This is a genomic window from Piscinibacter sp. (genome assembly GCF_047600445.1).
In the GTDB taxonomy this organism is placed as follows: Bacteria; Pseudomonadota; Gammaproteobacteria; order Burkholderiales; family Burkholderiaceae_C; genus Piscinibacter.
Window position 1 is genome coordinate 471248 of the sequence record NZ_JASGKT010000001.1, and the last position, 23300, is coordinate 494547.

General features: G+C 73.9%; 22 protein-coding genes. 11 read left to right on the forward strand and 11 right to left on the reverse strand.

All coding sequences use genetic code 11. The features are described from left to right. Positions 1 to 22: 22 nt before the first annotated feature. The 3 genes from QM792_RS02190 to QM792_RS02200 all read right to left on the reverse strand — a co-directional run bounded on the left by QM792_RS02190 (position 23) and on the right by QM792_RS02200 (position 3342). Positions 23 to 1462, reverse strand: a complete 1440-nt coding sequence (locus QM792_RS02190) for an efflux transporter outer membrane subunit (protein ID WP_415147538.1) — start codon at positions 1460 to 1462, stop codon at positions 23 to 25. A gap of 20 nt (positions 1463 to 1482) precedes the next feature. Continuing rightward, positions 1483 to 2172: a CerR family C-terminal domain-containing protein gene (locus QM792_RS02195; RefSeq protein ID WP_415147539.1), complete on the reverse strand. Its 690-nt coding sequence runs from the start codon at positions 2170 to 2172 to the stop codon at positions 1483 to 1485. 81 nt (positions 2173 to 2253) lie between these two features. Next, positions 2254 to 3342, reverse strand: coding sequence for a hypothetical protein (locus tag QM792_RS02200; RefSeq protein WP_415147540.1), 1089 nt, complete (start codon positions 3340 to 3342; stop codon positions 2254 to 2256). A 157-nt stretch (positions 3343 to 3499) separates the two neighbouring features. Here QM792_RS02200 and QM792_RS02205 point away from each other — a divergent pair, with 157 nt between their 5' ends. From QM792_RS02205 to QM792_RS02215, 3 genes are all read left to right on the forward strand, one after another. After that, positions 3500 to 4498 (forward strand): helix-turn-helix transcriptional regulator, encoded by a 999-nt coding sequence (locus tag QM792_RS02205; RefSeq protein ID WP_415147541.1) that lies wholly within the window; start codon positions 3500 to 3502, stop codon positions 4496 to 4498. 89 nt (positions 4499 to 4587) lie between these two features. After that, positions 4588 to 5472: a transporter substrate-binding domain-containing protein gene (locus tag QM792_RS02210; protein ID WP_415147542.1), complete on the forward strand. Its 885-nt coding sequence runs from the start codon at positions 4588 to 4590 to the stop codon at positions 5470 to 5472. Between the two features lie 107 nt (positions 5473 to 5579). Continuing rightward, positions 5580 to 7799, forward strand: coding sequence for a carboxypeptidase-like regulatory domain-containing protein (locus QM792_RS02215; RefSeq protein ID WP_415147543.1), 2220 nt, complete (start codon positions 5580 to 5582; stop codon positions 7797 to 7799). Positions 7800 to 7827: 28 nt separating this feature from the next. Here the strand turns inward: QM792_RS02215 and QM792_RS02220 are convergent, their stop codons facing one another. From QM792_RS02220 to QM792_RS02245, 6 genes are all read right to left on the reverse strand, one after another. Next, a complete protein-coding gene (locus QM792_RS02220) occupies positions 7828 to 8067 on the reverse strand; it encodes a hypothetical protein (RefSeq protein ID WP_415147544.1) in 240 nt (79 codons plus the stop codon). A gap of 91 nt (positions 8068 to 8158) precedes the next feature. Then, on the reverse strand, positions 8159 to 8449 hold the full coding sequence (locus QM792_RS02225) for a metal-sensing transcriptional repressor (protein ID WP_415147545.1): 291 nt from the start codon (positions 8447 to 8449) through the stop codon (positions 8159 to 8161). An 82-nt stretch (positions 8450 to 8531) separates the two neighbouring features. Continuing rightward, a complete protein-coding gene (locus tag QM792_RS02230; protein WP_415147546.1) occupies positions 8532 to 9554 on the reverse strand; it encodes a C4-dicarboxylate ABC transporter in 1023 nt (340 codons plus the stop codon). A 3-nt stretch (positions 9555 to 9557) separates the two neighbouring features. Next, on the reverse strand, positions 9558 to 9782 hold the full coding sequence (locus QM792_RS02235; RefSeq protein ID WP_415147547.1) for a DUF2892 domain-containing protein: 225 nt from the start codon (positions 9780 to 9782) through the stop codon (positions 9558 to 9560). Further along, positions 9779 to 13018: an efflux RND transporter permease subunit gene (locus tag QM792_RS02240; protein ID WP_415147548.1), complete on the reverse strand. Its 3240-nt coding sequence runs from the start codon at positions 13016 to 13018 to the stop codon at positions 9779 to 9781. Before QM792_RS02240 ends, QM792_RS02235 begins: the two co-directional genes overlap by 4 nt. After that, positions 13015 to 14043 (reverse strand): efflux RND transporter periplasmic adaptor subunit, encoded by a 1029-nt coding sequence (locus tag QM792_RS02245; RefSeq protein WP_415147549.1) that lies wholly within the window; start codon positions 14041 to 14043, stop codon positions 13015 to 13017. The genes QM792_RS02240 and QM792_RS02245 overlap by 4 nt, the downstream gene beginning before the upstream one ends. 90 nt (positions 14044 to 14133) lie before the next feature. On the opposite strand from QM792_RS02245, the gene QM792_RS02250 reads away from it, so the two are divergent. Genes QM792_RS02250 through QM792_RS02260 form a run of 3 tightly spaced genes read left to right on the forward strand, consistent with a single transcriptional unit; the run spans position 14134 to position 17416 of the window. Then, positions 14134 to 14883: a hypothetical protein gene (locus QM792_RS02250; RefSeq protein WP_415147550.1), complete on the forward strand. Its 750-nt coding sequence runs from the start codon at positions 14134 to 14136 to the stop codon at positions 14881 to 14883. Continuing rightward, complete coding sequence (locus tag QM792_RS02255) at positions 14880 to 15821, forward strand: DMT family transporter (protein WP_415147551.1); 942 nt, start codon at positions 14880 to 14882, stop codon at positions 15819 to 15821. The genes QM792_RS02250 and QM792_RS02255 overlap by 4 nt, the downstream gene beginning before the upstream one ends. 44 nt (positions 15822 to 15865) lie before the next feature. Then, complete coding sequence (locus tag QM792_RS02260; RefSeq protein ID WP_415147552.1) at positions 15866 to 17416, forward strand: thioredoxin fold domain-containing protein; 1551 nt, start codon at positions 15866 to 15868, stop codon at positions 17414 to 17416. A 33-nt stretch (positions 17417 to 17449) separates the two neighbouring features. Here the strand turns inward: QM792_RS02260 and QM792_RS02265 are convergent, their stop codons facing one another. Beyond that, positions 17450 to 17815 (reverse strand): hypothetical protein, encoded by a 366-nt coding sequence (locus tag QM792_RS02265; protein WP_415147553.1) that lies wholly within the window; start codon positions 17813 to 17815, stop codon positions 17450 to 17452. 11 nt (positions 17816 to 17826) lie between these two features. Next, on the reverse strand, positions 17827 to 18435 hold the full coding sequence (gene gstA, locus QM792_RS02270; RefSeq protein ID WP_415147554.1) for a glutathione transferase GstA: 609 nt from the start codon (positions 18433 to 18435) through the stop codon (positions 17827 to 17829). Between the two features lie 132 nt (positions 18436 to 18567). Here gstA and QM792_RS02275 point away from each other — a divergent pair, with 132 nt between their 5' ends. From QM792_RS02275 to QM792_RS02295, 5 genes are all read left to right on the forward strand, one after another. Beyond that, positions 18568 to 19449, forward strand: coding sequence for a pirin family protein (locus tag QM792_RS02275; protein ID WP_415147555.1), 882 nt, complete (start codon positions 18568 to 18570; stop codon positions 19447 to 19449). 66 nt (positions 19450 to 19515) lie between these two features. After that, positions 19516 to 19887, forward strand: a complete 372-nt coding sequence (locus QM792_RS02280; RefSeq protein ID WP_415147556.1) for a glutaredoxin — start codon at positions 19516 to 19518, stop codon at positions 19885 to 19887. After that, a complete protein-coding gene (locus tag QM792_RS02285; RefSeq protein ID WP_415147557.1) occupies positions 19884 to 21356 on the forward strand; it encodes an alpha/beta hydrolase in 1473 nt (490 codons plus the stop codon). The genes QM792_RS02280 and QM792_RS02285 overlap by 4 nt, the downstream gene beginning before the upstream one ends. Further along, complete coding sequence (locus QM792_RS02290; RefSeq protein ID WP_415147558.1) at positions 21353 to 22132, forward strand: ATP-binding cassette domain-containing protein; 780 nt, start codon at positions 21353 to 21355, stop codon at positions 22130 to 22132. The genes QM792_RS02285 and QM792_RS02290 overlap by 4 nt, the downstream gene beginning before the upstream one ends. Continuing rightward, positions 22129 to 23292 carry an ABC transporter permease gene (locus QM792_RS02295; protein ID WP_415147559.1) on the forward strand — a complete coding sequence of 388 codons (1164 nt, stop codon included), beginning with the start codon at positions 22129 to 22131 and terminating at the stop codon, positions 23290 to 23292. The genes QM792_RS02290 and QM792_RS02295 overlap by 4 nt, the downstream gene beginning before the upstream one ends. Positions 23293 to 23300: the final 8 nt, after the last annotated feature.

Sequence of the window (23300 nt, forward strand, 5' to 3'; positions counted from 1 at the left end):
GGCGTTCTTCTCGGTGTTGGGTTCAGCGGCGGGGGGTGTCGGCGGCGGCGGCCAGCGCGTCGGCGCTCCAGCCCCCGCCGAGCGAGCGGTACAGCGAGATCCACGCGGCGACGCGCTCGCGCTGCAGCTCGATCAGCGCGGACTGCGCGGCCACGGCGCTGCGGCGCGCGTCTTCCAGTTCGAACAGGCTGGCCAGCCCGCCGCGGTAGCGCGCCTCGACGGCGCGCAGGCTGCGTTCGTAGCCCTCGGCGGCGTTGCGCGCGTCCTCGCCGCGCGCGGCCGTGCTGGCCAGCGCCACCAGCGCCTCCTCGACCTCGCGCACCGCGCCGCGCAGGCGGGCGGCGTAGCGCGTGGCGGCGGCGTCGTAGGCGGCCTGCGCGGCGCGCACGTTGGCGCGCCGCACGCCGCCGTCGAACAGCGGCAGGCTGACGCTGACCGGCCCGATGCTCCACAGCGTGCCGCTGGCGCTGGCGCCGCCGCTCTCGAAGCGCGACGGGCCGATGCTGCCGGCCAGCGTGACGCGCGGATAACGCTGGGCGCGCGCCTGCGCGGTGTCGGCGGCGGCGGCGGCCAGCTCGCGCTCGGCGGCGGCCACGTCGGGCCGCTGCGCCAGCGCCTGCGCCGGCACCGCGGCGACGCCGAGCTGCGCCGGCCGGGGCAGGCTGGCGCGGCGTGCGGCCAGTTGCTCGCGCAAGGACGCTTCGGGCAAGGCGGTGAGCGCCACCAGCGCCTTGACGGCCAGCTCGCAACTGGCGCGCTGCTGCGTCAGCGTGGCGTTGCCCTGGGCGGCGCTGGCGCGCGCCAGCTCGGCGCTGGCCGGCGCCTCGAAGCCGGCCTTGGCGGCCAGCTCGGTCAGCCGCGCGGTCTCGGCGCGTGAAGCGGCGTCCAGCTCGCGCTGCGCGAGCTGCGCTTCGCAGGCGCGCAAGGCCAGGTAGGCCGAGCCGGTTTCGGCGGCCACCGAAATGCGCGCGTCGTGCCACTGCGCCTGGCTGCCTTCGAGGCGCGCCTGGGCGGCGTCGCGGCTGGCGCGGTTGGCGCCGAACAGGTCGATCTCCCAGCCGGCCTGCAGGCTCGCGCCCAGCGAGGTGCCGACCGGCGTGGCGAGGTCGAGCCGGCCGCGCGTGGCGTTGGCGCCGGCGTTCAGGGTCGGACCCAGCGCTGCGCCGGCGCCGGTGCGCGCGGCGCTCGCCTGCTCGATGCGGGCGCGCGCGTCGGCCAGCGTCGGGCTGGCGGCCTGGGCGGCGTCTATCAACTGCGTCAGCAGCGGGTCGTCGAACTGTTGCCACCAGTCGCGCAGGGCAACGGCGGGGTCGGCGCCGGCCGGCAGCGCCGCCTGCCATTGCGCCGCCGGCGCGGCGGCCGTGGCCGGCGCCGGGGCGGGGTCGATGCTGGCGCAGGCGGCCAGCGCGAGCGCGGCCAGCGCCAGCGGCGCGCGGCGCGGGGAAAGCGGGTGTCGCGGCATGGGCTTGTTTCTCCCTGGTGTCACGGCTGGCGGGCCGAGGCGCGCCGGCGCACTTCCGACGCGACCATCGCCTCGGCGTACATCACCAGCGCGTCCAGCCAGCGGTCGAGCGCGTCGGCGCCTTCGTTCAGCGCCGGGGCGAGCGCGTCGGTGACGTCGCGGGCAACGTGCAGGTGCACGCCCAGCGCCGCCACGCAGACGGCCAGGCGCTCGATGTGCTCGTCCGGCGCGGCCGCGCCGACGTGCCGGCACAGCACGCGCAGCAGCGCCTCGTGCATCGGGCGGATGCCGTGCTCGATCTCCTCGCCCCACAGCCCGTTGGGTTCGAGCATCTCGCGCATGTGCAGCTTCATGCACAAGGTGGTCAGCTCGCCCTGCTTGAGCGGCTCCAGGAAGCCCAGGTACAGGCCGCGCAGCGCTTCGCGCAGGCTCAGCGCCTCGCCGCCGAAGCGGCGGATGTCGTCCTCCGGCTTGGACTGCATCTCGAAGAACACCGCGCGGTACAGCCCGGCCTTGTCGCCGAAGTAGTACTTGATGGCCGCGAGGTTGGCGCCGGCGGCCTCGGCGATCTCGCGCGTCGAGGTGGTGGCGAAACCCTGGTGGGCGAACAGGTTGAGCGCGGCGTGCAGCAGCCGCTCGCGCGCCGCCTCGCCGTCGCCGCGGCCGGGTCGCGCCGGCCGCGGCGCGGCCGCGATATTGATATCGGTCATGGGCGGAGATGGTACTCCGCAAATCAAACGTTTGATTGAAATGGATTGGTATAATGAAAATTAATCAGTGTGAGCACCGGCTCACATCAAAGGCAGCGTCGCCTGGTGCGGCATGGCAAACGGCCGCCGCGCCACCACCGCATGCGGCACGTAGCCGCGCGAATCGAGGTTCCAGCCCTCGGTGGCCTGGGCGGTGCCGATCTGCTCGATGCGCTGCGTCGCCAGCCCCTTGGCGGCGGCGCGCGCCAGCAGCGCTTCGCACTGCGCCGGCGTCAGCAGCCGGGCGAAGGCGCGCCAGCGCTTCATCACCAGCGGATTGCGCCAGGCGTCTTCGACCGCCCAGCGGGCGCGCTGCGGCTCGTCGCAGCGGCCGGCCTCCAGCACGCGCGGCAGCAGCGCGTGGAAGAACATCTGGAAGGCGCGCCGCGCCGGCTTGCCGGGCAGCAGCACCTCGAAGCGCGCGATGCGCTGGCTCCAGCCCGCCGTGAGCAACTGGCGGCTCACGAAGGCCTGCACCGCCTGCACCGGGTTGAACAGGCGCAGGCGGTTCGGCGGCAGCACCAGCAGCGGCAGCGCACTCGCCTCCTCGTGCGACAGCGGCTCGACGAAGCTGCACAGCACCGCGACGCGCGCCCACTGCGCCACCGTCAGCCCGCCGCCCGCGCCGGCGCGGGCGGTTTCCAGGTCGCGCACGATGCGCAGCGCGTCGCGGAAGCCGTGCGCCGCCTTGGCGTGGTTGGCCTGGGTGGACATCATCACGAGGTTGCCGGCGGCGTAGCCGGCGTCGTTGCGCACGCGGTCGACCGAGGCGTCGCTGCCTTGCAGCGTGGCGGCCGACAGCGCGATGCGCGTCACCGGGCAGTGGCTGGCCTCGATCTGCCGCAGGTGGCTGGGCGTGACCTGCATCAGCTCGACGCTGCGCCCGCGCAGCCAGGCGTGCAGCCGCAGTTGCAGCCACTTGCGCACGTGGCGCGTCGGCATCAGCGTGCGCGTGCCGAAGGTGGCCGCGCCGGCGCGCAGGCCGTCGCGCAGGCTGGAGGCCTCGTCGGCGTACGGCGCCGGCGGCTGCACGCCGTGGTGGGCGTAGTCCCAGCCCAGCTCGAAGCCGATGCGGTCGAGCGCGGTCAGCGTGGTGGCGGGGCAGGTGTCGTGGGTGAAGGTGGTGGTCATGGTCGGGTTCCCGGTGGGCGCCGCGGGCCGCGGCAGGCCAATGCAGTGTTACGGCCGGGTGGCTCAGGGGATGAGCCAGCGGCGCCGCGCGAAGCCGGGGTAAGCTCGCCCGGGCAGGCTCACGCCGTGAGCCACCGGCAGGATCCGAGCACGACCGATGGACCGCACCGAACGCTTCTACAAGATCGAGATGCTGCTCAGGAGCCGCGGCAGCGTCGGCTTCGCCGCGCTGCGCGAGGAGCTGGCCGTCTCGCCCGCGACGCTCAAGCGCGACCTGCAATACCTGCGCGACCGGCTGTACGCGCCCATCGTCTACGACGCCTTCGACAAGGGCTACCGCTTCGACAGCGGCGCCGCCGCGCCGCGCGGCGCGCGCCACGAGCTGCCCGGCCTGTGGTTCAGCGAGCACGAGATCCACGCGCTGCTGACCATGCACCAGTTGCTCGCGGGCCTGGACGACGACGGCGTGCTGTCGCGCCACCTGCAGCCGCTGCTGGAGCGGCTGCAAGGACTGATCGGCGCCGACGCCGCCGAGTCGCGCGAGCTGATGCGGCGCATCAAGGTGATCGGCACTGCGCGCCGGCGCGTGCCCAGCCGCTGGTTCGAACTGCTGGGCAGCGCGCTGCTGCAGCGCAAGCGCGTGCGGCTGCGCTACTTCAAGCGCAGCGACCGGCGCGAGAGCGAACGCGAGGTCTCGCCGCAGCGCCTGGTGCACTACCGCGCCACCTGGTACCTGGACGCCTGGTGCCACCGCAGCGACGCGCTGCGCCGCTTCGCGCTCGACGCGGTGCGCGAGGCCGGCGTGCTCGACGCCCGGGCGAAGAGCCTGCCGCTGCGCGAGCTGGAGGCGGCGCTGGACGCCGGCTACGGCATCTACGGCGCCAGCGGCGCGAAGCTGAAGTGGGCCACGCTGCGCTTCGTGCCCGACGCCGCGCAGTGGGTGGCCAGCGAGGAGTGGCATCCGCAGCAGAAGTCGCGCCACCTGAGCGACGGCCGCTACGAGCTGCAGGTGCCCTATGCCGACGCCACCGAGCTGTCGATGGACATCCTGCGCCACGGCGACAGCGTGCAGGTGGTGGGTGACAAGGCGCTGGCCGCCGCGATCGCGCAGCGGCTGCGGCGCGCCGCGGCGCAGTACCGAGAACACCCCGAGTGACCGCATGCGCCGCGCGGGCTAGCATGGTTCTTGCGGCGGCCACCAGCCGCCTCAATCCCTTGTTCACCCCTCACCGAGGAACACTCTCCATGCGCAGACTCTCTCTCTCGCTCATCGCCGTCGCCTGTGCCCTGCCGTTCGCGGCCCAAGCGCAATCCACGCTCGACAAGGTCAAGGCCAGCGGCAGCATCGGCGTGGCCTACCGCGAGTCGTCGATCCCGTTCAGCTACCTCGACGACAAGGCGCAGCCCACCGGCTTCGGCTGGGAGATCTGCGGCAAGATCGTCGACGAGGTGAAGAAGGCCACCGGCCGCGCCGACCTGAAGGTCACCACGCAGGCGGTGACCTCGGCCAACCGCATTCCGCTGCTGGCGAACGGCACCATCGACATCGAGTGCGGCTCCACCACCAACAACAGCGAGCGCGCCAAGCAGGTGGCCTTCGCGACCAACTATTTCTACACCGGCACGCGCTTCCTGGTGAAGGCCGGCACGGCGGTCAAGACGCTGGCCGACCTGAAGGGCAAGACGGTGGTCTCGACCACGGGCACCACGAACTTCAAGATCATCCGCTCGCTCAACGACGAGCAGAAGCTCGGCATCGACCTGATCGGCGCGAAAGACCACGCCGAGGCCGCGCTGCTGGTGCAAAGCGGCCGCGCGGTGGCCTTCGCGATGGACGACATCCTGCTGTACGGCCTGAAGGCCAGCGCCGCGAACCCGGCCGAGCTGGCCGTGGTGGGCGACCCGATCCAGGTCGAGCCCTACGCGATCATGCTGCGCAAGGACGACCCGGCATTCAAGAAGCTGGTCGACGACACGCTGGCCACCATGATGAAGAGCGGCGAGTTCGAGCGGCTCTACAAGAAGTGGTTCGAGTCGCCGATCCCGCCCAAGGGCATCAACCTGCAGGCGCCGATGAGCCAGGAGCTGAAGGACAACCTCAAGGCCTTGTCGGACAAGCCGGCGACTTGATCGGCGACACGAAGCCGCGCCTTCCTCACATCTGGCGATGCCGGATGTGCGCGTCTTGACGACAGTGCCTCCGTGCCGCATTCCTGCGGCTTCAACGGAGGCACTTCATGACGCGCATTCCCTTCCGACCCATTCCGCTCGTCGCCGCGCTGGCCGGCAGCATCGCCTTGCTGGCCGCCTGTGGCGGCGGCTCGTCCGGCGGTTCGGACGAGCCGGGCCCGGCGACCACCGTCGTCGGCGTCGCCGCCAACGGCGAGCCGATCGCCGGAGCGACCGTCACGCTGGTCGATGCCGACGGCGCCTCGGTCGATCCGGCGGCGGTGACCACCGCGGCCGACGGCAGCTTCAGCATCGTCGGCCGGAACCTGCGCGCGCCGTTCTCGCTGCGAGTCTCCTTCACGCAGGACGGGGTGGCGCGCACGCTCTACTCGGTGCTGCCGACGGCCACCGCCGGCGCCGCCAACACCGCCAACATCACGCCGCTGACCGACGCCATCGCGGTGCTGGTGGCGCCCGGCGGCAACCCGGCGGCGCTGAGCGATCCGGCGCAGCTCGCCGCCGCATTCAGCGGCGCGAATGCCGATGCCTTCGCCAATGCGGTGGCTTCGCTGATGGCGGTGCTCAACAGCGACCCGACGATCGCGGCGGCGCTGGCGGCGGCCGCCGGCGCCGGCGGCACCTACAACCCGGTGACGACCACGTTCGCCGCGACCGGCGGCGGCGTCGACGCGGTACTCGACCAGATCACCGTGAAGACCAACCCGAGCGACATGCCGGCCGGCACGGTGACGATCCAGAACAATGCGCAGGCGGCCACGAGCAACGGCGTCGCGCCGCCCGCGACGCTGACGCCCGCGACCACGCCGGCCACGGCGCCGACGCTGCCGCCGACGGCGAGCGACCTGCCGACGGCCGCCGAACTGGATGCGATCGCGGCGCGCTGGACGGCGTGTTACGCGCTGCCGGCGGCGCAGCGCGTGACGGCCACCGACGCGAACGGCTCGCCCACCGCCCTGGCCGCCGCCTGCGAGGCCGACGTGCCGGACTTCAAGGTCAACGGCTACTCCTGGATGGCGTCGCAGGGCGCCAGCCTGCTCAACCCCAATCTCGACGGCGCGAAGTTCCAGCGCCCGGCGATCCTGCTGGTGGTGCCGGCGGCGAACCTGAGCGATCCGAAAGAGATCAAGAACCCTTACTGCAACACCGCGCAGTGCGTGGCGGTCGACATGCGCGCCACGCTGCCGGCGGCCAACAACCAGGCGACGCGCCGTGCGCTGCTGCTGGCGAAGGTGGACGGCGCGTGGAAGTTCGTCGGCAACCAGCGGCCCTACGACTACGACGTGCAGCTGCGTCTGCAGCGCTACGTCAACCGCAATGCGGCGCCCGCCAATCCGGCCGGCTATTCCTCGCGGTCGCGCTACGAGGCCGTGCTGCGCCTGATGCTCGATCCGTCCGGCCCCGGCATGAACGGCGTGCGCGCGGCGCGGGTCAGCGGCCCCGGGCTGCCGGCGGCCGGCGTGGTGCTGTCGCGTTCGTCGCGCTGCACCTCCGACCGCATGGTGATCGTCAGCAAGACCGGCGACACCTACGTGGTCGACGGCGGCGTCAACCAGCCGCGCTACTGGACCGGCAACGCGAGCGTGGACTTCAAGGTCGGGGCCGAATTCCTCACCGGCGAAGGGCCGGGCGGCGCGTGGCCGGGGGCCAACGTGGACTACGCCGACACGCCGGAGGGAACCACCGAGGCGCTGGTGCCCTACGGCACCTACAAGTGGGAGTTCTTCTTCTTCGGCAGCGCGACGCCGGACCAGCCCGACCGGATCGCCTATCACCGCCTGATCGTCAGCGACCCCGACTTCAATCCCTACGTCGACAACGCCGCCGGCTGGTGGCCGACGCTGGCGCCGGCCAGCGTGGCCGCCTACCTCAGCCCGACGGGCAGCGGCGCCGGCGCGCTGACCGACGTGTCGCTGTCGTGGACGGCGCCCGCGCTGCTCGGCCGCGTCGACAGCGCCTACCTGTTCGGGCAGAACAACGCGATCGTCGACGGCACCAGCTACAACAAGCGCACCATCCTCTCGCCCCGGATCGCCAAGCCGGGCGACACGACGGCCAGCGTGACGGGCGGCCGGACGCCGTGGGCCTCGGGCATCTCGACCTCGACCTACACCGCCGGCATCGCCGCGGCGCAGAACCCGCGTTGCAGCGAGGCCGACAAATCGCTGGTGCCGCTGGCCGGCGTGGCGGGTGACTACCGCGAACTCGGGCTCACCACCACGTTGGCCAACGGGATGCAACTGGTCTCGATCGACTACTGGGCGCCCTGAGGCGCCGTGGCACGACGCGGCGAGGCGATCAGATCCCCAGGATCTTCTTCGCCTCGCCCAGCGCCTTCATCGAATCGTCGTGCTTGCCGGCCTTGTGCGCCGTCTCGCCGTCGGCGCGCAACTGCTTCACCTTCGCGGCGTCGGCGTCGCCGAGCTTGGGGCTGGTGGCCAGCTTGGCGTCGATGGCCTTCATCTCGTTGGGGCAGTTGTGGGCCAGGGCGGTGCCGGCGGCCAGGGCGAGGGACAGCGCCATCAGGGCGTTCTTCATCGTGGACTCCTCGTGAAGAAGGCGGCCAGGATGGGCCGCGCTGCGAATCTGCGCCGGGCGTTCCCCTGTGCGCAACAGGGTTGCTCGCCGTTCAGCGGATCTTGCCCAGCAGCGTCTCGACGTTGTCGAGCATCTGGCCCAGGTCGGCTTGGGCCGCGGGCTTGTCGCCGAGCCGGGCGGCCAGCTCCTGCTCCATGAAACACACCGTCATGCGCACGTAGGCGCTGTCCAGCGCCTTGCGCACCGCCGACATCTGGCCGGCGATCGCCAGGCACTCCTCGCCTTCCTCGATCATGCGCTGGATGCCGCGCAACTGGCCTTCGGCGCGCCGCAGGCGGTGCAGCAGGTCGGTGCGGGACTTCTCGTCGTTCAGGACGGGCATGGTGCAGGACGGCGCGCTGGACACGGCCGGAGTCGTCGGGCGGGCAGCCATTGTGTGCGATACCGTGCGACGCCGCCGTGGTTCACGCCGCGCCCGGCTGCGCGTGGATGGGCACCACCGCCGGCCCCTCGGCCACCAGCAGCGTGCCGGCGCGCAGGCCGCGCAGCGTGGCGGCGCTCAGCGCGAGGATCACCAGCGAAGCGAGCGCCAGCAGCGCCAGCGCCGGCACGCGCAGCCAGGCGCCGTCGGGCGTGGCGGCCAGGCGCAGCGACAGCACCACCAGCGCGGCGAGCGGGAAGCTCATGCCCCAGTGCGGTATGCCGAAGGGCAGCGCGGCGATGCGGCGCAGCTGCGTGCCGGCCCACAGCGCGTGGAACAGCGCCATGCCCCACAGCATCCACGGCAGCGGCGCGGGCGCGCCGTACTGCAGCGCCGCGATGCCCACCACCGCCGGCGGCGCGATGAAGATGAACAGCGAGGGCAGCAGCCGCTCGGGCGGCATGCCGGCCTGCGCGGTGCGCACGAAGTTCAGCACCAGCACCACCGGCCAGAACAGCAGCCCCAGGCCGAACTGCGCCGAGGCCCAGGCCGCGTGACCGAGCGGCACGCCGGCCAGCGGCGCGAGCACGTTGCCGACGATGGGAATGATCAGCACCGGCGTCACCGCGCTCCAGTTCGGCTTGTGGCCGGGGCCACCGGCCGGGCCGGCGGTCCATTTGGCCAGCACCCACAGCGTGATGCCGAACTGCGCCAGCGAGGCGATCCACCACAGCGTGCGTGCGCCCGGAACCTCGGGCCCGAACAGCGCCACGGCGAGCGTGGCCAGCAGCAGCCCGGAGATCGGGATGGCGGCGAAGAAGGTGTGGCGCACCGGATGCGCGAGGTCGTCGCGCAGCGCCTGCGCGTGGCGCCGGCGGCGCAGCAGCATCGCCGCGGCCAGCAGCACGAACAGCAGCGCCGCGACGGCGGCGGCCACCAGCGCGATGCCCTGCGCGGCCTCGCCCATCAGCGGCGCGGCGCGGTGCCAGGCCAGCCCCAGGCCCGACCAGCCCATCACGATGGCGAACCAGCCGGGGAACAGGTGCGCGAGCGGTTTGTCGTTCATTTTTCAGCGCGAGCAGGCCGAGCCCCCGTCCTTCAGGCCGAGCCTGCGCAGCAGGAAGCTCGGCGGGCAGAAGCCGGTGATGCCCGACTGGAACAGGTTCGCGCCGACGAAGGCGGTGAAGGCGAGGAACCAGCGGCTGACGAAGATCGGGCTGCCTTCGACGCCCAGCGCGAGCGAGAGCAGCACGAAGAAGCCGGCCATGATGCGCACGGCGCGTTCGACGGTCATGTGGAACTCCTGGGTTGGATGCGCCGCCGGTACAGCGCGAAATAAAGAACCGGGATGACGACCAGCGTCAACAGCGTCGAGACGAAGATGCCGAAGATCAGCGAAACCGCCAGGCCGTTGAAGATCGGGTCGTCGAGGATGAAGAAGGCGCCGGTCATCGCGGCCAGGCCGGTCAGCGCGATCGGCTGCGCGCGCACCGCGGCCGCGGCGACCACCGCGTCCTCGAAGGGCCGGCCCCGCGCGAGCTGCAGCTCGATGAAGTCGACCAGCAGGATGGAGTTGCGCACGATGATGCCGGCCAGCGCGATCATGCCGATCATCGAGGTGGCGGTGAACTGCGCGCCGAGCAGCGCGTGGCCGGGCATCACGCCGATGAGGGTCAGCGGGATCGGCGCCATGATCACCAGCGGCGTCAGGTAGCTGCGGAACTGCGCCACCACCAGCAGGTAGATCAGCACCAGGCCGACCGCGTAGGCCGCGCCCATGTCGCGGAAGGTCTCGTAGGTGATCTGCCACTCGCCGTCCCACTTCAGCGCGACCTCGCGGTACGGGTCGCCCGGCTGGCGGATCCAGTACTCGCCGGGCCCGGCGTCGCCGAGCCGGGCGCGCACCGCGAACAGGCCGTACAGCGGCGAGTCGACCAGGCGGCGCTCGTCGCCGGCCACCGCGCGCTCGCCGACGTCGCCGAGCACGTAGACCACCGGCTGCAAGTCCTTGGTGTGCAGCGGCTTGTCGATCACGCCGCGCTCGACGCGCACGAGTTCGGACAGCGGCACCAGTGGTCCGCCCGCCGCGCGCAGCGGCAGCGCCAGCAGCGCGTCCAGCCCGAACTGCTGTTCGGCGGGCAGTTGCAGCCGCACCGGCACCGGGTACTTGCTGTGGCCGTCGTGCAGGTAGCTCGCGTCGGCGCCCGACAGCGCGGCGTGCACCGTCTGCGCGATCACGGCGACCGGGATGCCCAGCGTCTCGGCGCGCTGGCGCTCGATGCGCAGCCAGGCGCGCGGCGCGTCGGCGGCCAGCGTGCTGTCGATGCCGACGATGTGCGCGGTCTCGCCGAACGCCTTCAGCAACTGCTCGGCGGCGTGCGTGCGCATCGCCTCGTCGGGCCCGTAGACCTCGGCCACCAGCGGCGCCAGCACCGGCGGGCCGGGCGGCACCTCCACCACCTTCAGCCGCGCGCCGTGCTCGGCGGCGATGGCGTCCAGCGCCGGGCGCAGGCGCTGCGCGATGGCATGGCTCTGCTCGTGGCGCCGCGACTTGTCGACCAGGTTGACCTGCAACTCGCCCTGCTCGGCGTCGGCGCGCAGGTAGTACTGGCGCACCAGGCCGTTGAAGGTGATCGGGCTGGCGGTGCCGGCGTAACCCTGCAGGTCGCGCACCTCGGGCTGCTGCGCGAGCTGCGCGCCCAGCCGCTGCAGCGTCGCGGCGGTCTGCTCCAGCGGCGTGCCGGCGGGCATCTCCAGCACCACCTGGAACTCGCTCTTGTTGTCGAAGGGCAGCATCTTCAGCACCACCCACTGCACCACCGCCAGCCCGGCCGACAGCAGCAGCGCGGCGACGATGCCCGCCAGCAGCAGCCAGCGCTTGCGCGCGCTGGCCAGCAGCGGGCGCAGCACGCGCTCGAACAGGCGCTGCAAGCGTGTCGGCGCGTTCGTCGCCACGGCGTGGTCGCCGCCGCCGTGGGGCTTCATCAGGTGCAGCGCCAGCCAGGGCGTGACCGTGAAGGCGATCGCCAGCGACAGCGCCATGCCCAGGCTGGAGTTGATCGGGATCGGGCTCATGTACGGCCCCATCAGCCCGCTGACGAAGGCCATCGGCAGCAGCGCGGCGATCACCGTCAGCGTGGCGAGGATGGTCGGCCCGCCGACCTCGTCGACCGCCGCCGGGATGATGTCGGACAGCGGCCTGCCGGGCGCCAGCGCCTGGTGGCGGTGGATGTTCTCGACCACCACGATGGCGTCGTCGACCAGGATGCCGATCGAGAAGATCAGCGCGAACAGCGAGACGCGGTTCAGCGTGAAGCCCCAGGCCCAGGACGCGAACAGCGTGGCGGCGAGCGTGAGCACGACCGCCGCGCCCACGATCACCGCCTCGCGCCGGCCCAGCGCCAGGCCCACCAGCAGGATCACCGAGCCGGTGGCGAAGGCCAGCTTCTGGATCAGCTTGTTGGCCTTCTCGGCGGCCGTCTCGCCGTAGTCGCGCGTGATGCTCGCCTCCACGCCCTGCGGCAGCACCGTGTTGCGCAGCTCGGCCAGGCGCTCGCGCGCGGCGCGCGCCACGTCGACGGCGTTGCTGCCCGGCTTCTTGGTGATCGTGATCGTCACCGCCGGCTGCGCCGCGCCGGCGGCGTCCGATGCCGCCGCGCCCGGCGTGAACCAGACGTAGCGCCGCGGCTGCCGGGCGCCGTCCTCGATGCGCGCGACTTCCGACAGCCGCACCGGCTTGCCGCCGGACACGCCGACGATCAGCTCGCCGACCTCGGCCGCCGAGCGCAGGAACTCGCCGGTCTCGACGCCGAGCAGGCGCGGCTGCGCGGCGCCGTCGTCGAGCACCGCGCCCGAGGGCATGGCCTGGTTGGCGGCCGCCAGCGTGGTTTGCAGCCGCGCGATGTCGATGCCGCGCTCGCGCAGCCGGCCGGGGTCGAGCCAGACGTTCACCGCGCGCCCCGGGCCGCCGATCGTCGTCACCTCGCGCACGCCGGCCACGCGCTTGAGCTCGGCCTCCATCGTGTGCGCCACGCGCTCCAGTTCGGCGGCGCTGGCGCCCTCGCGCGTCCACAGCGTGACGGCCAGCACCGGCACGTCGTCGATGCCCTTGGGCTTGACCACCGGCGGCAGCACGCCGAGGTTGGCGGGCAGCCAGTCCTGGTTGGCGTCGAGCACGTCGTACAGCCGCACCAGCGCCTCGGTGCGCGGCACGCCGACCTGGAACTGCACCGTCAGCACCGCCATGCCGGGGCGCGACACCGAGAAGGTGTGGTCTATGCCGGCGATCTGGCCGAGCACCTGTTCGGCCGGGCGCGCGACGAGCGCGTGCACGTCGGCGCTCGATGCGCCCGGGAAGGCGATCAGCACGTTGGCCATCGTCACGTTGATCTGCGGCTCTTCCTCGCGCGGCGTGACCAGCACCGCGAAGGCGCCGAGCAGCAGCGCGACCAGCGCCAGCAGCGGCGTCAGCGCGTGGCGCTGGAAGGTCCGGGCGAGGCGGCCGGAGACGCCGAGGGTGGGGGCGCTCATGGCGCGGCGCGCGCGCCGTGCAGCCCGGCGCGCAGCGGGTCGGCGGCGACGCGCTCGCCCGGGTTCAGGCCGGCCAGCACCTCGACGCGCCCGCCGGCCGCCGCGGCGACACGCACCGCGCGCAGCGCGAAGCCCTGCGGCGTGGCGACGTAGACGGCGGTCAGCTCGCCGCGCCGCAGCACGGCGCCGGCCGGCAGGCTGGGGCGCCCGGCCGCGCCCTCGGCGCGCAGTCCGGCGGCGCGCACGCGCAGCGACTGGCCGGGGCGCGCGCCGTTCGCCTCGGCCGGCAGCTCGAGGCGCCATTCGATCGTCTGCGACACCGGGTCGGCGGCGGGCAGCAGCTCGCGCGCGCCGGGTTCGAGCGCGCGACCGTCGGGCAGCAACACGCGAACCTCGCCGGCCGCCGCCAGCGCCGCGGCGCGCGAGGCCGGCACCTGCACCACGGCGCGCAGGCGGCCGGGTTCGTACAGCGTCAGCAGCGCCCGGCCGGGCAGCGCGAGGTCGCCGACTTCGACGTGCGTGGCGCTGACCACCGCGTCGTAGGGCGCGAGCACCTCGGCATGGCCTTGCGCCAGCGCGGCCTGGGCGCGCGCGGCGCGCGCCCGGTCCAACCCGGCGCGCGCCGCCTGGGCCTGCGTCTCGGCGCTGTCCACCGCGGCCTGGCTGATGAAGCCGCTCCTGTTCAGGTCGCGGCTGCGCGTCAGCGCCACCTCGGCCAGGCGCGCCTCGGCTTCGGCCTGCGTCACCGCGGCGTCGCTCTGCGCCACGCCGGCGCGGCTGTCGCGGTCGTCGGTGCGCAGCAGCGGCTGGCCGCGCCGCACGCGCTCGCCGGCGCGCACGCGCAGCGCCAGCACGTTGCCGCCGGTCTGCGCGGTCAGCGTCGCCTGGCGCACCGGCTGCAGCACGCCGTCGAACTCGGCCGTGGCGCCGCCGCCGCCGGCGGCGACCGCGATGGTCGGCACGCCGACCGGCTCGGCGGCGTGGGCGCCGGCGGCGAGCAGCGAGGCGGCGAGCAGGAGTTTCATGGCGGCACGGTTCATATACAGTATGGAGTATATGCCCTGTAGGGTATGTGTGGCAAGCGGGCCGGCCGGCTTCGCGCTACGCTGCGGGCCGTGCCGACGCCGCCCGAACCGACCCCGTCCTCACCGCCGCTGGCCGCCTCGGCGGCGCACCAGCGGCGCCTGCGCGAGGTGTGGCGCTCGGCCGGCTGGCCCTGCCAGGACCTGATCGAAGCCGAGCTGCTCGCCGCCGGGCTGCTGGAGCGCGTGCGCCACGGCAGCGGCCACGAGACGCTGCGTGTCACCGACGGCGGCGTCGCCGCGCTGGCCGCCACGCTGGCGCGCAACCGCGCGCGGCGCGGCGCGCACGAGGCGCTGGTCGGGCGCGTGGCGCGCGAGATGACACGCGCCGGCCGCATCGCCTGGCGCGGGCTGTCGCTGCGCGCGCACGTCGAGGGCGCCGGGGACGGCGGGGCGGGCCGCTGGGTGATGGCGATGCCCGACGTCTTCTCGATCCGCCACACCACGGTGGAAGACTGGCTGGAGCCGGCCGCGCACGAGGTCAAGGTGACGCGCGCCGACCTGCTGTCCGACCTGCGCCAGCCCTGCAAGCGCGAGGCCTATCGCATGCTGTCCAGCCAATGCTGGTACGTGCTCAAACAAGGCATCGCCGATGCCGACGAGGTGCCGATGGAATTCGGAGTGATGTTCGCCGGCCCGGCCGGCGCGCTCGAGGTGGCGCGGCCGGCGCCGCGCCGCGCGATGCGCCTGCCGCTGGCCACCTGGATGGCGCTGGCGCGCGCGACGGCCGAGCCGGCGCTCGACGACGAGGCGCAGGCCTGGCTGGGCGGGAGCAGCGCATGACGACGGCCGCCGCGAAGCGGGAACGTGTCGCGCTGTGGGCCGCGCTCGTGCTGGTGCTGTGCTGGGGCAGCAACTTCAGCGTGCAGAAGGCGGTGTTCACCGCGCTGACGCCGGGCGGCTTCCTGTTCGTGCGCTACCTGATCATGCCGGTGGCCGCGGCGCTGCTGCTGCTGGCGCATTTCGGCACGCGCTGGCCGCGCCTGTCGCGGCGCGAGTTCTGGCAGCTCTTCAGGCTCGGGCTCACCGGGCACCTGCTGCACGTCGGGCTGGTGACCTACGGCATCCACTGGTCGACGGCGTTCTCCAGCTCGCTGATCCTGGCCATCGGGCCGGTGTTCACGCTGCTGATCCTGCGCTGGCACGGCAGCGAGCAGCTCACGCGCGGCCAGGTCGCCGGCGTGGCGCTGGCGGTGTGCGGCGTGCTGGTGTTCCTGTCCGACAAGCTGGTCGGCGCGCAGTGGCAGGCCAGCGGCGGCGACCTGGTGCTGCTGGTCGCGGCGGCCTTCTTCTCGCTGTACACCGTGTGGTGCAAGCCGCTGATCGAGCGCCACGGCGGCGTGGTGGTGATGGCCTACGGCACGCTGCTCGGCAGCCTGCCGGTGATCGCGCTCAGCGCCGCACAGGGCCTGCGCGTCGACTGGGGCGCGGTGCCGCCGCTGGTCTGGCTCGGCACGCTCTACGCGGTGCTGGTGGCGGCCTTCTTCGGCTGGATCGCGTGGGGCTGGATCAACGCCGTGCGCGGCGTGGCGCGCACCGCGCCGCTGATGTACCTGATGCCGCCGGTGGCCGCGCTGGTGGCCTGGCTCGCCACCGGCGAGCGCTACACCGCCACCAAGCTGGCCGGCGCGGCGATCACGCTCGGCGGCGTGGCGCTGGCGCAGTTCGCCTCGCACGGCGCGCGCGACGAGCTGCGCGACTCGGTGCCGCCGCTGGAGTGAGGGCGCGGGCGCGAACGGCGCCGATGCGGCACACTGTCCCGACCATGCCGACGCCGCGATTCGCCCCGCTTCTCGTCCTCGCCGCCGCGCTGGCCGCAGCCGCCTGCTCGAAGAAGGACGAGGCGCCGCCGCCGGCCGGCATCGCCTGGGTGCGGGCCGCCGGCGACGCCGAGGTGGACGCCGCCTTCGCGCGCGCCCGGGCCGAGGGCAAGCCGGTGTTCGTCTACTGGGGCGCGCAGTGGTGTCCGCCGTGCAACCAGTTGAAGGCGACGCTGTTCAACCGGCAGGACTTCATCGAGCGCTCGCGCGCCTTCGTGCCGGTCTACGTCGACGGCGACGCGCCGGGCGCGCAGAAGCTCGGCGCGCGCTTCGCGGTGCGCGGCTACCCGACCACGGTGGTGTTCGCCCGCGACGGCCGCGAGCTGACGCGCCTGCCCGGCGAGGTCGATGCGCAGCAGTACAACGAGCTGCTGGCGCTCGCGCTGGCGGCGCAGCGCCCGGCCGGCGAGCTGCTGGCCGCTGCCCGCGCCGGCGGCAAGGACCTGAGCGACGCCGACTGGCGGCTGCTCGCCTGGTACTCGTGGGAGACCGACCAGCAGCAACTCGCCGGCCGCGACGGCCCGGCCGCGCTGCTGCGCGAGCTGGCGCGCGCCTGCCCCGACAGCTCGGCCGACGCGGCGCTGCGGCTGCGCCTGAAGGCGCTGGCCGCCGAGGGTGCCCAGGGCGGCCAGGGCGTGGTGGCCGACGCCGCCGAGCAGCGCCGCACGCTGACGGCGCTGCTGGCCGATGCCGGCCGCGCGCGCCGCCACGTCGACGTGCTGGCCGGCAGCGCCCGGGAGATCGTGGCCGCGCTGGCGGCGCCCGACGCGCCCGAGCGCGCGCCGCTGGTGGCGGCCTTCGACGCGGCGCTGGCGACGCTGCAGGCCGATGCGACGCTGTCGCGCGCCGACCGCCTCGGCGCGCTGGCGGCGCGTGTGCAATTGACGAAGCCGGAGCGGCTGCCGGCCCTGCAGGCCGAGCTGCGCGCGCTGGCCGCGCGCTTCGACCGCGAGATCAGCGACGGCTACGAGCGCCAGGCCGTGATCACCACCGCCGCCTGGGCGCTCGAAGAAGCCGGGCTGCTCGACGATTCCGACGCGCTGCTGAAGGCCAACCTGGCCCGCAGCCACTCGCCCTACTACCTGATGTCCGGCCTGGCCGACAACGCGAGGAAGCGCGGCGACGCGGCCGCGGCGGTCGACTGGTCGGCGCAGGCCTTCGAGAAGAGCGAAGGCGCGGCGACGCGGCTGCAATGGGGCGCCGGCCACCTGCGCGCGCTGGTCGAGCTGGCGCCGCGGGACGCGGCGCGCATCGAGGCGCTGGCGGCGCGCCTGATCGACGAGGCGGCGGCGCAGCCCGATGCCTTCGAGGCGCGCAGCGGCCGCTCGATGCAGCGCATCGGCAAGCTGCTGCGCGACTGGGATCCGATGGGCGAACACGCCGCCGTGCTGCAACGCCTGCAGCGGCGCCTGGACGCGGTGTGCGCCAGGCTGCCCGCCGGCGGCGAGGCGCGCGGCGTCTGCGACGCGGTGCTGAAACCCGCCGCGGCGGCCTGATCGGGGGCCTCGGGGCCGCGGCGCCGCAGTGCCTCAGCGCCCGATCTCGACCGCGTAGTGCGTGCGCTTTTCGAGGTCGAGGAAGTTCAGCGTCCGGCCGTCCCACTCGAAGGGGGCGAAGAAGCCGTCGATCTGCATCGTGCCGTGCATCAGCACCACGTCGACCTGGCTGCTTTTCAGCCGCAGCCGCCAGACCAGGTCGGCGATGCGCACGTTCAGGCGCCGCGCGCCCAGCACGTCGATGCGTGCCGGCCCGCAGTCGGCCGGGGCCGCGCCGACCGCGACGCACAGGCGGCCGGCGTAGCGGCCCGGCGCGGGCGCGTCGGCGCGCGCGGCGCCGGCGGCCAGCGCCGCCAGCGCCATCACCGCGAACCCCACGCGCCGGCCGCGCGCGCGCATCGCGTGTCAGCTCACTTCAGCAGGCCTTCGGCCTTCAGCGCTTCCTGCACCGCCGGCCGCGCGGCGACGCGCGCCATGAACGCGCCCAGGTTGGCCAGGCCGCCGATGTCGACGCCGACGTGCTTGCCCCAGCCGGCGACGACGAACAGGTAGCCGTCGGCGACGCTGAAGTCCTCGCCCATCAGGTAGGTCTTGCCGGCGAGCTGGCCGTCGACCCACTTGAAGCGCTCGGCGAGCTTGGCGCGGTACAGCGCGCGCGCCTCTTCCGGCATCGCCGGATTGAACAGCGGCGAGAAGCTCTTGTGCAGCTCGGTGGTGATGAAGTTCAGCCACTCCTGCAGGCGGTAGCGCGCCATCGTGCCGGCCGGCGGCGCGAGCTTCCTGGCCGGCGCCTGGTCGGCGATGTACTGCACGATCGCCGGGCCTTCGCTGAGGCGCTCGCCGTTGTCGAGTTCGAGCAGCGGCACGTAGCCCTTGGCGTTGATGGTGTAGTAGTCGGTGCCGTCCTGCAGCTTGTGCGTCTTGGTGCTGGCGAGCACCGGCTCGAAGGCGAGGCCGGCCTCGCGCAGCGCGATGTGGGGCGAGAGCGAGCAGGCGCCGGGGCTGTAGTAGAGCTTCAAGAGGGTCTCCGTGGGGTTGATGGGATGGCGCAGATTACATCGCCGCGCGGACTACCGGCGTGCAAGGGGATTGCGCGCGGCGTTCGAATCGCCTGACTCGAAACGGCGCGCCCGCGCGCCTACATTGACGCCATGAAGACCCTTCCTGCCCGAACCATCGCCCGCTCGCGCGGCGTCGAGCGGCTGGTGCGCGGACAAGCCACCTCCGACGGCGCCGGCGTCAGGCTCACGCGCGTGCTGGCGCAGCCGCTGCAACGCCGCCTCGACCCCTTCCTGATGCTCGACGCCTTCGGCAGCGACGCGGCGAGCGACTACATCGGCGGTTTTCCCGACCATCCGCACCGCGGCTTCGAGACCGTCACGATCATGAAGGCCGGGCGCATGCGCCACGGCGACAGCGCCGGCCACAGCGGCCTGCTGGAGCCCGGCAGCGTGCAGTGGATGACCGCCGGGCGCGGCATCGTGCACTCCGAGATGCCCGAGCAGGAACAGGGCCGCATGGCCGGCTTCCAGTTGTGGGTCAACCTCGCGGCCCGCGACAAGATGCAGCCGCCCGCCTACCGCGACGTGCCGGGCGCGCAGGTGCCGGCCTTCACGCTGGACGACGGCACGGCGGTGCGCGTGATCGCCGGCCGCACGCACGGCGTGGACGGCGCGGTCACGCGCCCGACCACCGAGCCGCTGGTGCTGGACATCACGCTGCCGCCCGGCGCGGGCTTCGACCTGCCGCTGCCGGCCGGGCACAACGCCTTCGCTTACGTGTACGGCGGCGCGCCGGCGCGGGTCGGCGGCACGGAGGTGGGCAGCGAGACGATGGCCATCCTCGCCAACGCGCCCGACGCCGACGGCGTGCGCCTGGCCGCGCCGGAAGGCGGCGGCGCGGTGCAGATCCTGCTGGTCGCCGGGGCGCCGCTGAACGAGCCGATCGCGCAGCACGGCCCCTTCGTGATGAACACGGCGCAGGAGCTCCGGCAGGCTTTCGCCGACTACCAGCGCGGGGTGCTGGCGGCCTGAGCGGCGCGGTCGGCTAACCTCGGGCCTTGCCGGCAGCGAGCCGGACAGCCCGAGGACCATCGCGCCATGCCCCGCAGCATCCTGGAGGAAAGCCGCATCCACCCGGCGATCCGCGACAGCGTCGCCAACCGCCACGCCGACATCGTGCACAACGTGCAGGCGGCGGCGGCCTCGAACCGCATCCTCGTCGTCGGCATGGCCGGCAACCCGCATTGCCGCAAGGCGCGCCGCGCGCTCGACCGCGCCGGCCTGGCGCACCAGTACCTGGCGTTCGGCAGCTACTTCAGCCAGTGGCGGCGCCGCAACGCGCTGAAGATGTGGAGCGGCTGGCCGACCTTCCCGATGGTGTTCGCCAAGGGCGTGCTGATCGGCGGCGCGAGCGATCTCGAACGCCTGCTCGCCTCGGGCGAGCTGAACCGCTTCCTCGGCGAGCCGTGAGGGCCCGGCGTCTTGCGGCCGCGCTGGCCGTGCTGCTGGGCGCCGGCGGCGCGGCGCAGGCCGCCGAGCCCGCGCCCTGCCGCATCGACGGGCTGGCGCGCGAGGTGCTGTGCGGCTCGGTGGCGCGTCCGCTCGACCCGGCGCGGCCCGAGGGCATCGGCATCGAGGTGCACTACGTCGTCGTGCCGGCGCTGGCGCGGCGCAAGCTGCCCGACCCGGTGTTTCCGCTCGCCGGCGGCCCCGGCCAGAGCGCGATCGACCTGGCCGGCGCGATGATGGGCGTGTTCGCGCGCCTGAACAACCGCCGCGACATCGTCTTCGTCGACCAGCGCGGCACCGGCCGCTCGGCGCCGCTCGATTGCGAGGAGCCGGCCGCGCAGCCGCTGGCCGAGTCGGCCGACGTGGGCCGGCAGTTGCAGAAGCTGCGCGAGTGCCGCGAGCGCCTGCTGCAGCGCCCGCACGTGAAGGAGGCGGCCAGCCTGGGCTTCTACACGACCACGCTGGCGATGCAGGACCTCGACGCGGTGCGGCAGGCGCTGGGCGCGCGGCGCATCAACCTGGTCGGCGCGTCGTACGGCACGCGCGCCGCGCTGGAGTACCAGCGCCAGTTTCCGCAGGCGCTGCGGCGCAGCGTGCTCGACGGCGTGGCGCCGCCGGACATGGTGCTGCCGGCCAGCAGCGGCGTCGATGCGCAGGCGGCGCTCGATGCGCTGTTCGCCGCCTGCCACGCCGAGCCGGCCTGCGAGCGGCGCTGGTCGGCGCTGCGCCAGGACTGGGAGGCGCTGCTCGCCTCGCTGCCGCGCGAGGCGACCGTGGCCGACCCGCTGACCGGCGCGCCGCAGCGCTTCACGCTGACGCGCGACGTGGTGCTGGCCGTGGTGCGCGCGCCGCTGTACGTGCCGGCGCTGGCCGCCGCGCTGCCGGCGGCGATCGAGGCGGCCGCGCAGTCGCGCTTCGAGCCGCTGGTGACGCTGGGCGGCGCGCTGTCGCGGCGCGGCGCGCCGGGCATCGCCACCGGCATGCACTTCTCGGTGATCTGCGCCGAGGACATGCCGCGCCTGGCGCGCGCGAACGCGGCGCCGGCGCGCGACTTCGGCGCCGGCCTCGCGCCGCTGTACGAGCAGGCCTGCGCCTTCTGGCCGCGCGGCGCGGTGCCCGAGGCCTTCTACACCGTCGGCCGCTCGGCCACGCCGGTGCTGCTGCTCAGCGGCGGGCTCGACCCGGCGACGCCGCCGCGCCACGCCCGGCGCGTGGCCGAGGCGCTGGGCGCGCAGGCGCGCCACGTGATCGTGCCCAACGCCGGCCACGGCCTGCTCGGCAGCGGCTGCGTGCCCGACCTGCTGTTCCGCTTCATCGACGCGGCCGGCGACGCCGACGCGCTGGCGCTCGACGCCGCCTGCGCCACCACGATGCCGCGCCCGCCGGCCTTCCTGCCGCCGCAGGCCTTCGCCCGGGAGCCGGCGCGATGATCCGCGTGGCCGGCCTGAGCAAGTGTTTCGCGGCGCCGCGCGGCACGCCCTTGGGCGCGCGCGCCGCGCCGGTGCAGGCGGTGCGCGACGTGAGTTTCGTCGCCGCCGACGGCCGCATCACCGGGCTGCTCGGCCCCAACGGCGCGGGCAAGACCACGACGCTGCGCATGCTCGCCGGGCTGATCGCGCCCGACGCCGGCACGCTGGAGGTCGACGGCATCGCGGTGGCGCAGCGCCCGCGCGAGGCGCTGGCGCGCATGGGCGTGCTCAGCGACGCGCGCGGCCTCTACCCGCGCCTGACGGCGCGCGAGAACATCCTCTACTTCGCCGCGCTGCAAGGCATGGCGCGCGACGAGGCGGCCGCGCGCGCCGAGGCGCTGGCGCAGATGCTGGAGTGCACGCAGTTGCTGGGCCGCCGTACCGAGGGTTTCAGCCAGGGCGAGCGCATGAAGGTGGCGCTGGCGCGCGCGCTGGTGCACGACCCGGCGCACATCGTGCTCGACGAGCCGACCAACGGCCTGGACGTGGTCGCCACGCGCGCGCTGCGCGAGACGCTGCAATGGCTCGCCTCGCCGGCCGGCGGCGGCAAGTGCATCGTCTTCTCGACGCACATCATGCAGGAGGTCGAGCGGCTGTGCGACGAGGTGGTCGTGATCGCGCGCGGCCGCACCGTCGCGCAGGGCACGGTGCCCGAGCTGCTGGCGCGCTGCGCGACGCGCGACTTCGAGGAGGCCTTCGTGCGCCTGGCTTACGCGGACGACGAGGTGCCGGCATGAGCGGCGCGTGGACGGTGTTCGGGAAAGAGCTGCTCGATGCGCTGCGCGACCGCCGCACGCTGGCGGTGGTGCTGCTGTCCAGCGTGTTGATGGGGCCGCTGGTGCTGGTGGCGCTGTCGGGCCTGGTGGCCTCGTTCGAGGCGCGCGCCGAGCGGCGCGAGCTGGTGCTTTCGGGCGCCGAGCACGCGCCCACGCTCACCAACTACCTCGCGCGCCAGGGTTTCACGATCAAGCCGGCGCCGCCCGAGCACGAGGCGCAGTTGCGCCGCGCCGAGCTGGGCGACCCGGTGCTGGTGGTGCCGGACGGCTTCGAGGCGGCGCTGGCGCGCGGCGAGGCGCCGCGCCTGCGGCTGGTGAGCGACAGCGCCAACAAGCGCGCCAGCGCCGGCGTGTGGCGCGTGCAGCAACTGGTGGCGGGCTTCAACCGCGAGCGCGCCACGCTGGCGCTGGCGCTGCGCGGCGTGTCCACCGAGCTGACCGAGGCGGTGCGGCTCGACGAGCGCGACCTCGCCAACCCGCAGACGCGCGGCACGCAGCTCACCGGCATGCTGCCCTTCTTCGTGCTGATGGCGGTGCTGTACGGCGCGCTGCACGCGGCGCTGGACACCACCGCCGGCGAGCGCGAGCGCGGCTCGCTGGAGCCGCTGCTGATGAACCCTGCCGCGCCGCTGGCGCTGGTGCTGGGCAAGTGGGCGGCGGTGTCGGCGGTGGCGCTGCTGATCGCGGTGCTGTCGTGTTTCAGCTTCATCCCCGCGCAATGGCTGCTGCGCGGCGATTCGCTGGCGGCGCTGTTCCAGTTCGGCGTGCGCGAGGCGCTGTGGTTCATCGCGGTGATCGCGCCCTTCGCGGCGGCGTTGGCCGCGCTGCTGATGGCGGTGGCGATCCGCTGCAAGAGCGTCAAGGAGGCGCAGGCCAGCACCGCGCTGGTGGTGCTGGCCTGCTCGCTGCTGCCGCTGGTGGGCCTGCTCAACCCGGGCGCCGAGGAGCGCTGGCACTTCTGGGTGCCGGCGCTGGCGCAGAACACGTTGATGACGCGCGTGCTCAAGGGCGAGGCGCTCGGCACCGAGGCGCTGCTGGCCTCGCTGCTGGTGTGCGCGGCGCTGGCGCTGCTGGGCGTGGGCTTCGTCGCCGGCGTGCTGCGCCGCGCGGCGGTGCGCTGAAGCGGCGC

Excerpts from the sequence above, each read along its gene's own strand:
- QM792_RS02190 (WP_415147538.1), bottom strand. The coding sequence starts at position 1,462 with ATGCCGCGACACCCGCTTTCCCCGCGCCGCGCGCCGCTGGCGCTGGCC.
- QM792_RS02195 (WP_415147539.1), bottom strand. The coding sequence starts at position 2,172 with ATGACCGATATCAATATCGCGGCCGCGCCGCGGCCGGCGCGACCCGGC.
- QM792_RS02200 (WP_415147540.1), bottom strand. The coding sequence starts at position 3,342 with ATGACCACCACCTTCACCCACGACACCTGCCCCGCCACCACGCTGACC.
- QM792_RS02205 (WP_415147541.1), top strand. The coding sequence starts at position 3,500 with ATGGACCGCACCGAACGCTTCTACAAGATCGAGATGCTGCTCAGGAGC.
- QM792_RS02210 (WP_415147542.1), top strand. The coding sequence starts at position 4,588 with ATGCGCAGACTCTCTCTCTCGCTCATCGCCGTCGCCTGTGCCCTGCCG.
- QM792_RS02215 (WP_415147543.1), top strand. The coding sequence starts at position 5,580 with ATGACGCGCATTCCCTTCCGACCCATTCCGCTCGTCGCCGCGCTGGCC.
- QM792_RS02220 (WP_415147544.1), bottom strand. The coding sequence starts at position 8,067 with ATGAAGAACGCCCTGATGGCGCTGTCCCTCGCCCTGGCCGCCGGCACC.
- QM792_RS02225 (WP_415147545.1), bottom strand. The coding sequence starts at position 8,449 with ATGCCCGTCCTGAACGACGAGAAGTCCCGCACCGACCTGCTGCACCGC.
- QM792_RS02230 (WP_415147546.1), bottom strand. The coding sequence starts at position 9,554 with ATGAACGACAAACCGCTCGCGCACCTGTTCCCCGGCTGGTTCGCCATC.
- QM792_RS02235 (WP_415147547.1), bottom strand. The coding sequence starts at position 9,782 with ATGACCGTCGAACGCGCCGTGCGCATCATGGCCGGCTTCTTCGTGCTG.
- QM792_RS02240 (WP_415147548.1), bottom strand. The coding sequence starts at position 13,018 with ATGAGCGCCCCCACCCTCGGCGTCTCCGGCCGCCTCGCCCGGACCTTC.
- QM792_RS02245 (WP_415147549.1), bottom strand. The coding sequence starts at position 14,043 with ATGAAACTCCTGCTCGCCGCCTCGCTGCTCGCCGCCGGCGCCCACGCC.
- QM792_RS02255 (WP_415147551.1), top strand. The coding sequence starts at position 14,880 with ATGACGACGGCCGCCGCGAAGCGGGAACGTGTCGCGCTGTGGGCCGCG.
- QM792_RS02260 (WP_415147552.1), top strand. The coding sequence starts at position 15,866 with ATGCCGACGCCGCGATTCGCCCCGCTTCTCGTCCTCGCCGCCGCGCTG.
- QM792_RS02265 (WP_415147553.1), bottom strand. The coding sequence starts at position 17,815 with ATGCGCGCGCGCGGCCGGCGCGTGGGGTTCGCGGTGATGGCGCTGGCG.
- QM792_RS02275 (WP_415147555.1), top strand. The coding sequence starts at position 18,568 with ATGAAGACCCTTCCTGCCCGAACCATCGCCCGCTCGCGCGGCGTCGAG.
- QM792_RS02280 (WP_415147556.1), top strand. The coding sequence starts at position 19,516 with ATGCCCCGCAGCATCCTGGAGGAAAGCCGCATCCACCCGGCGATCCGC.
- QM792_RS02290 (WP_415147558.1), top strand. The coding sequence starts at position 21,353 with ATGATCCGCGTGGCCGGCCTGAGCAAGTGTTTCGCGGCGCCGCGCGGC.
- QM792_RS02295 (WP_415147559.1), top strand. The coding sequence starts at position 22,129 with ATGAGCGGCGCGTGGACGGTGTTCGGGAAAGAGCTGCTCGATGCGCTG.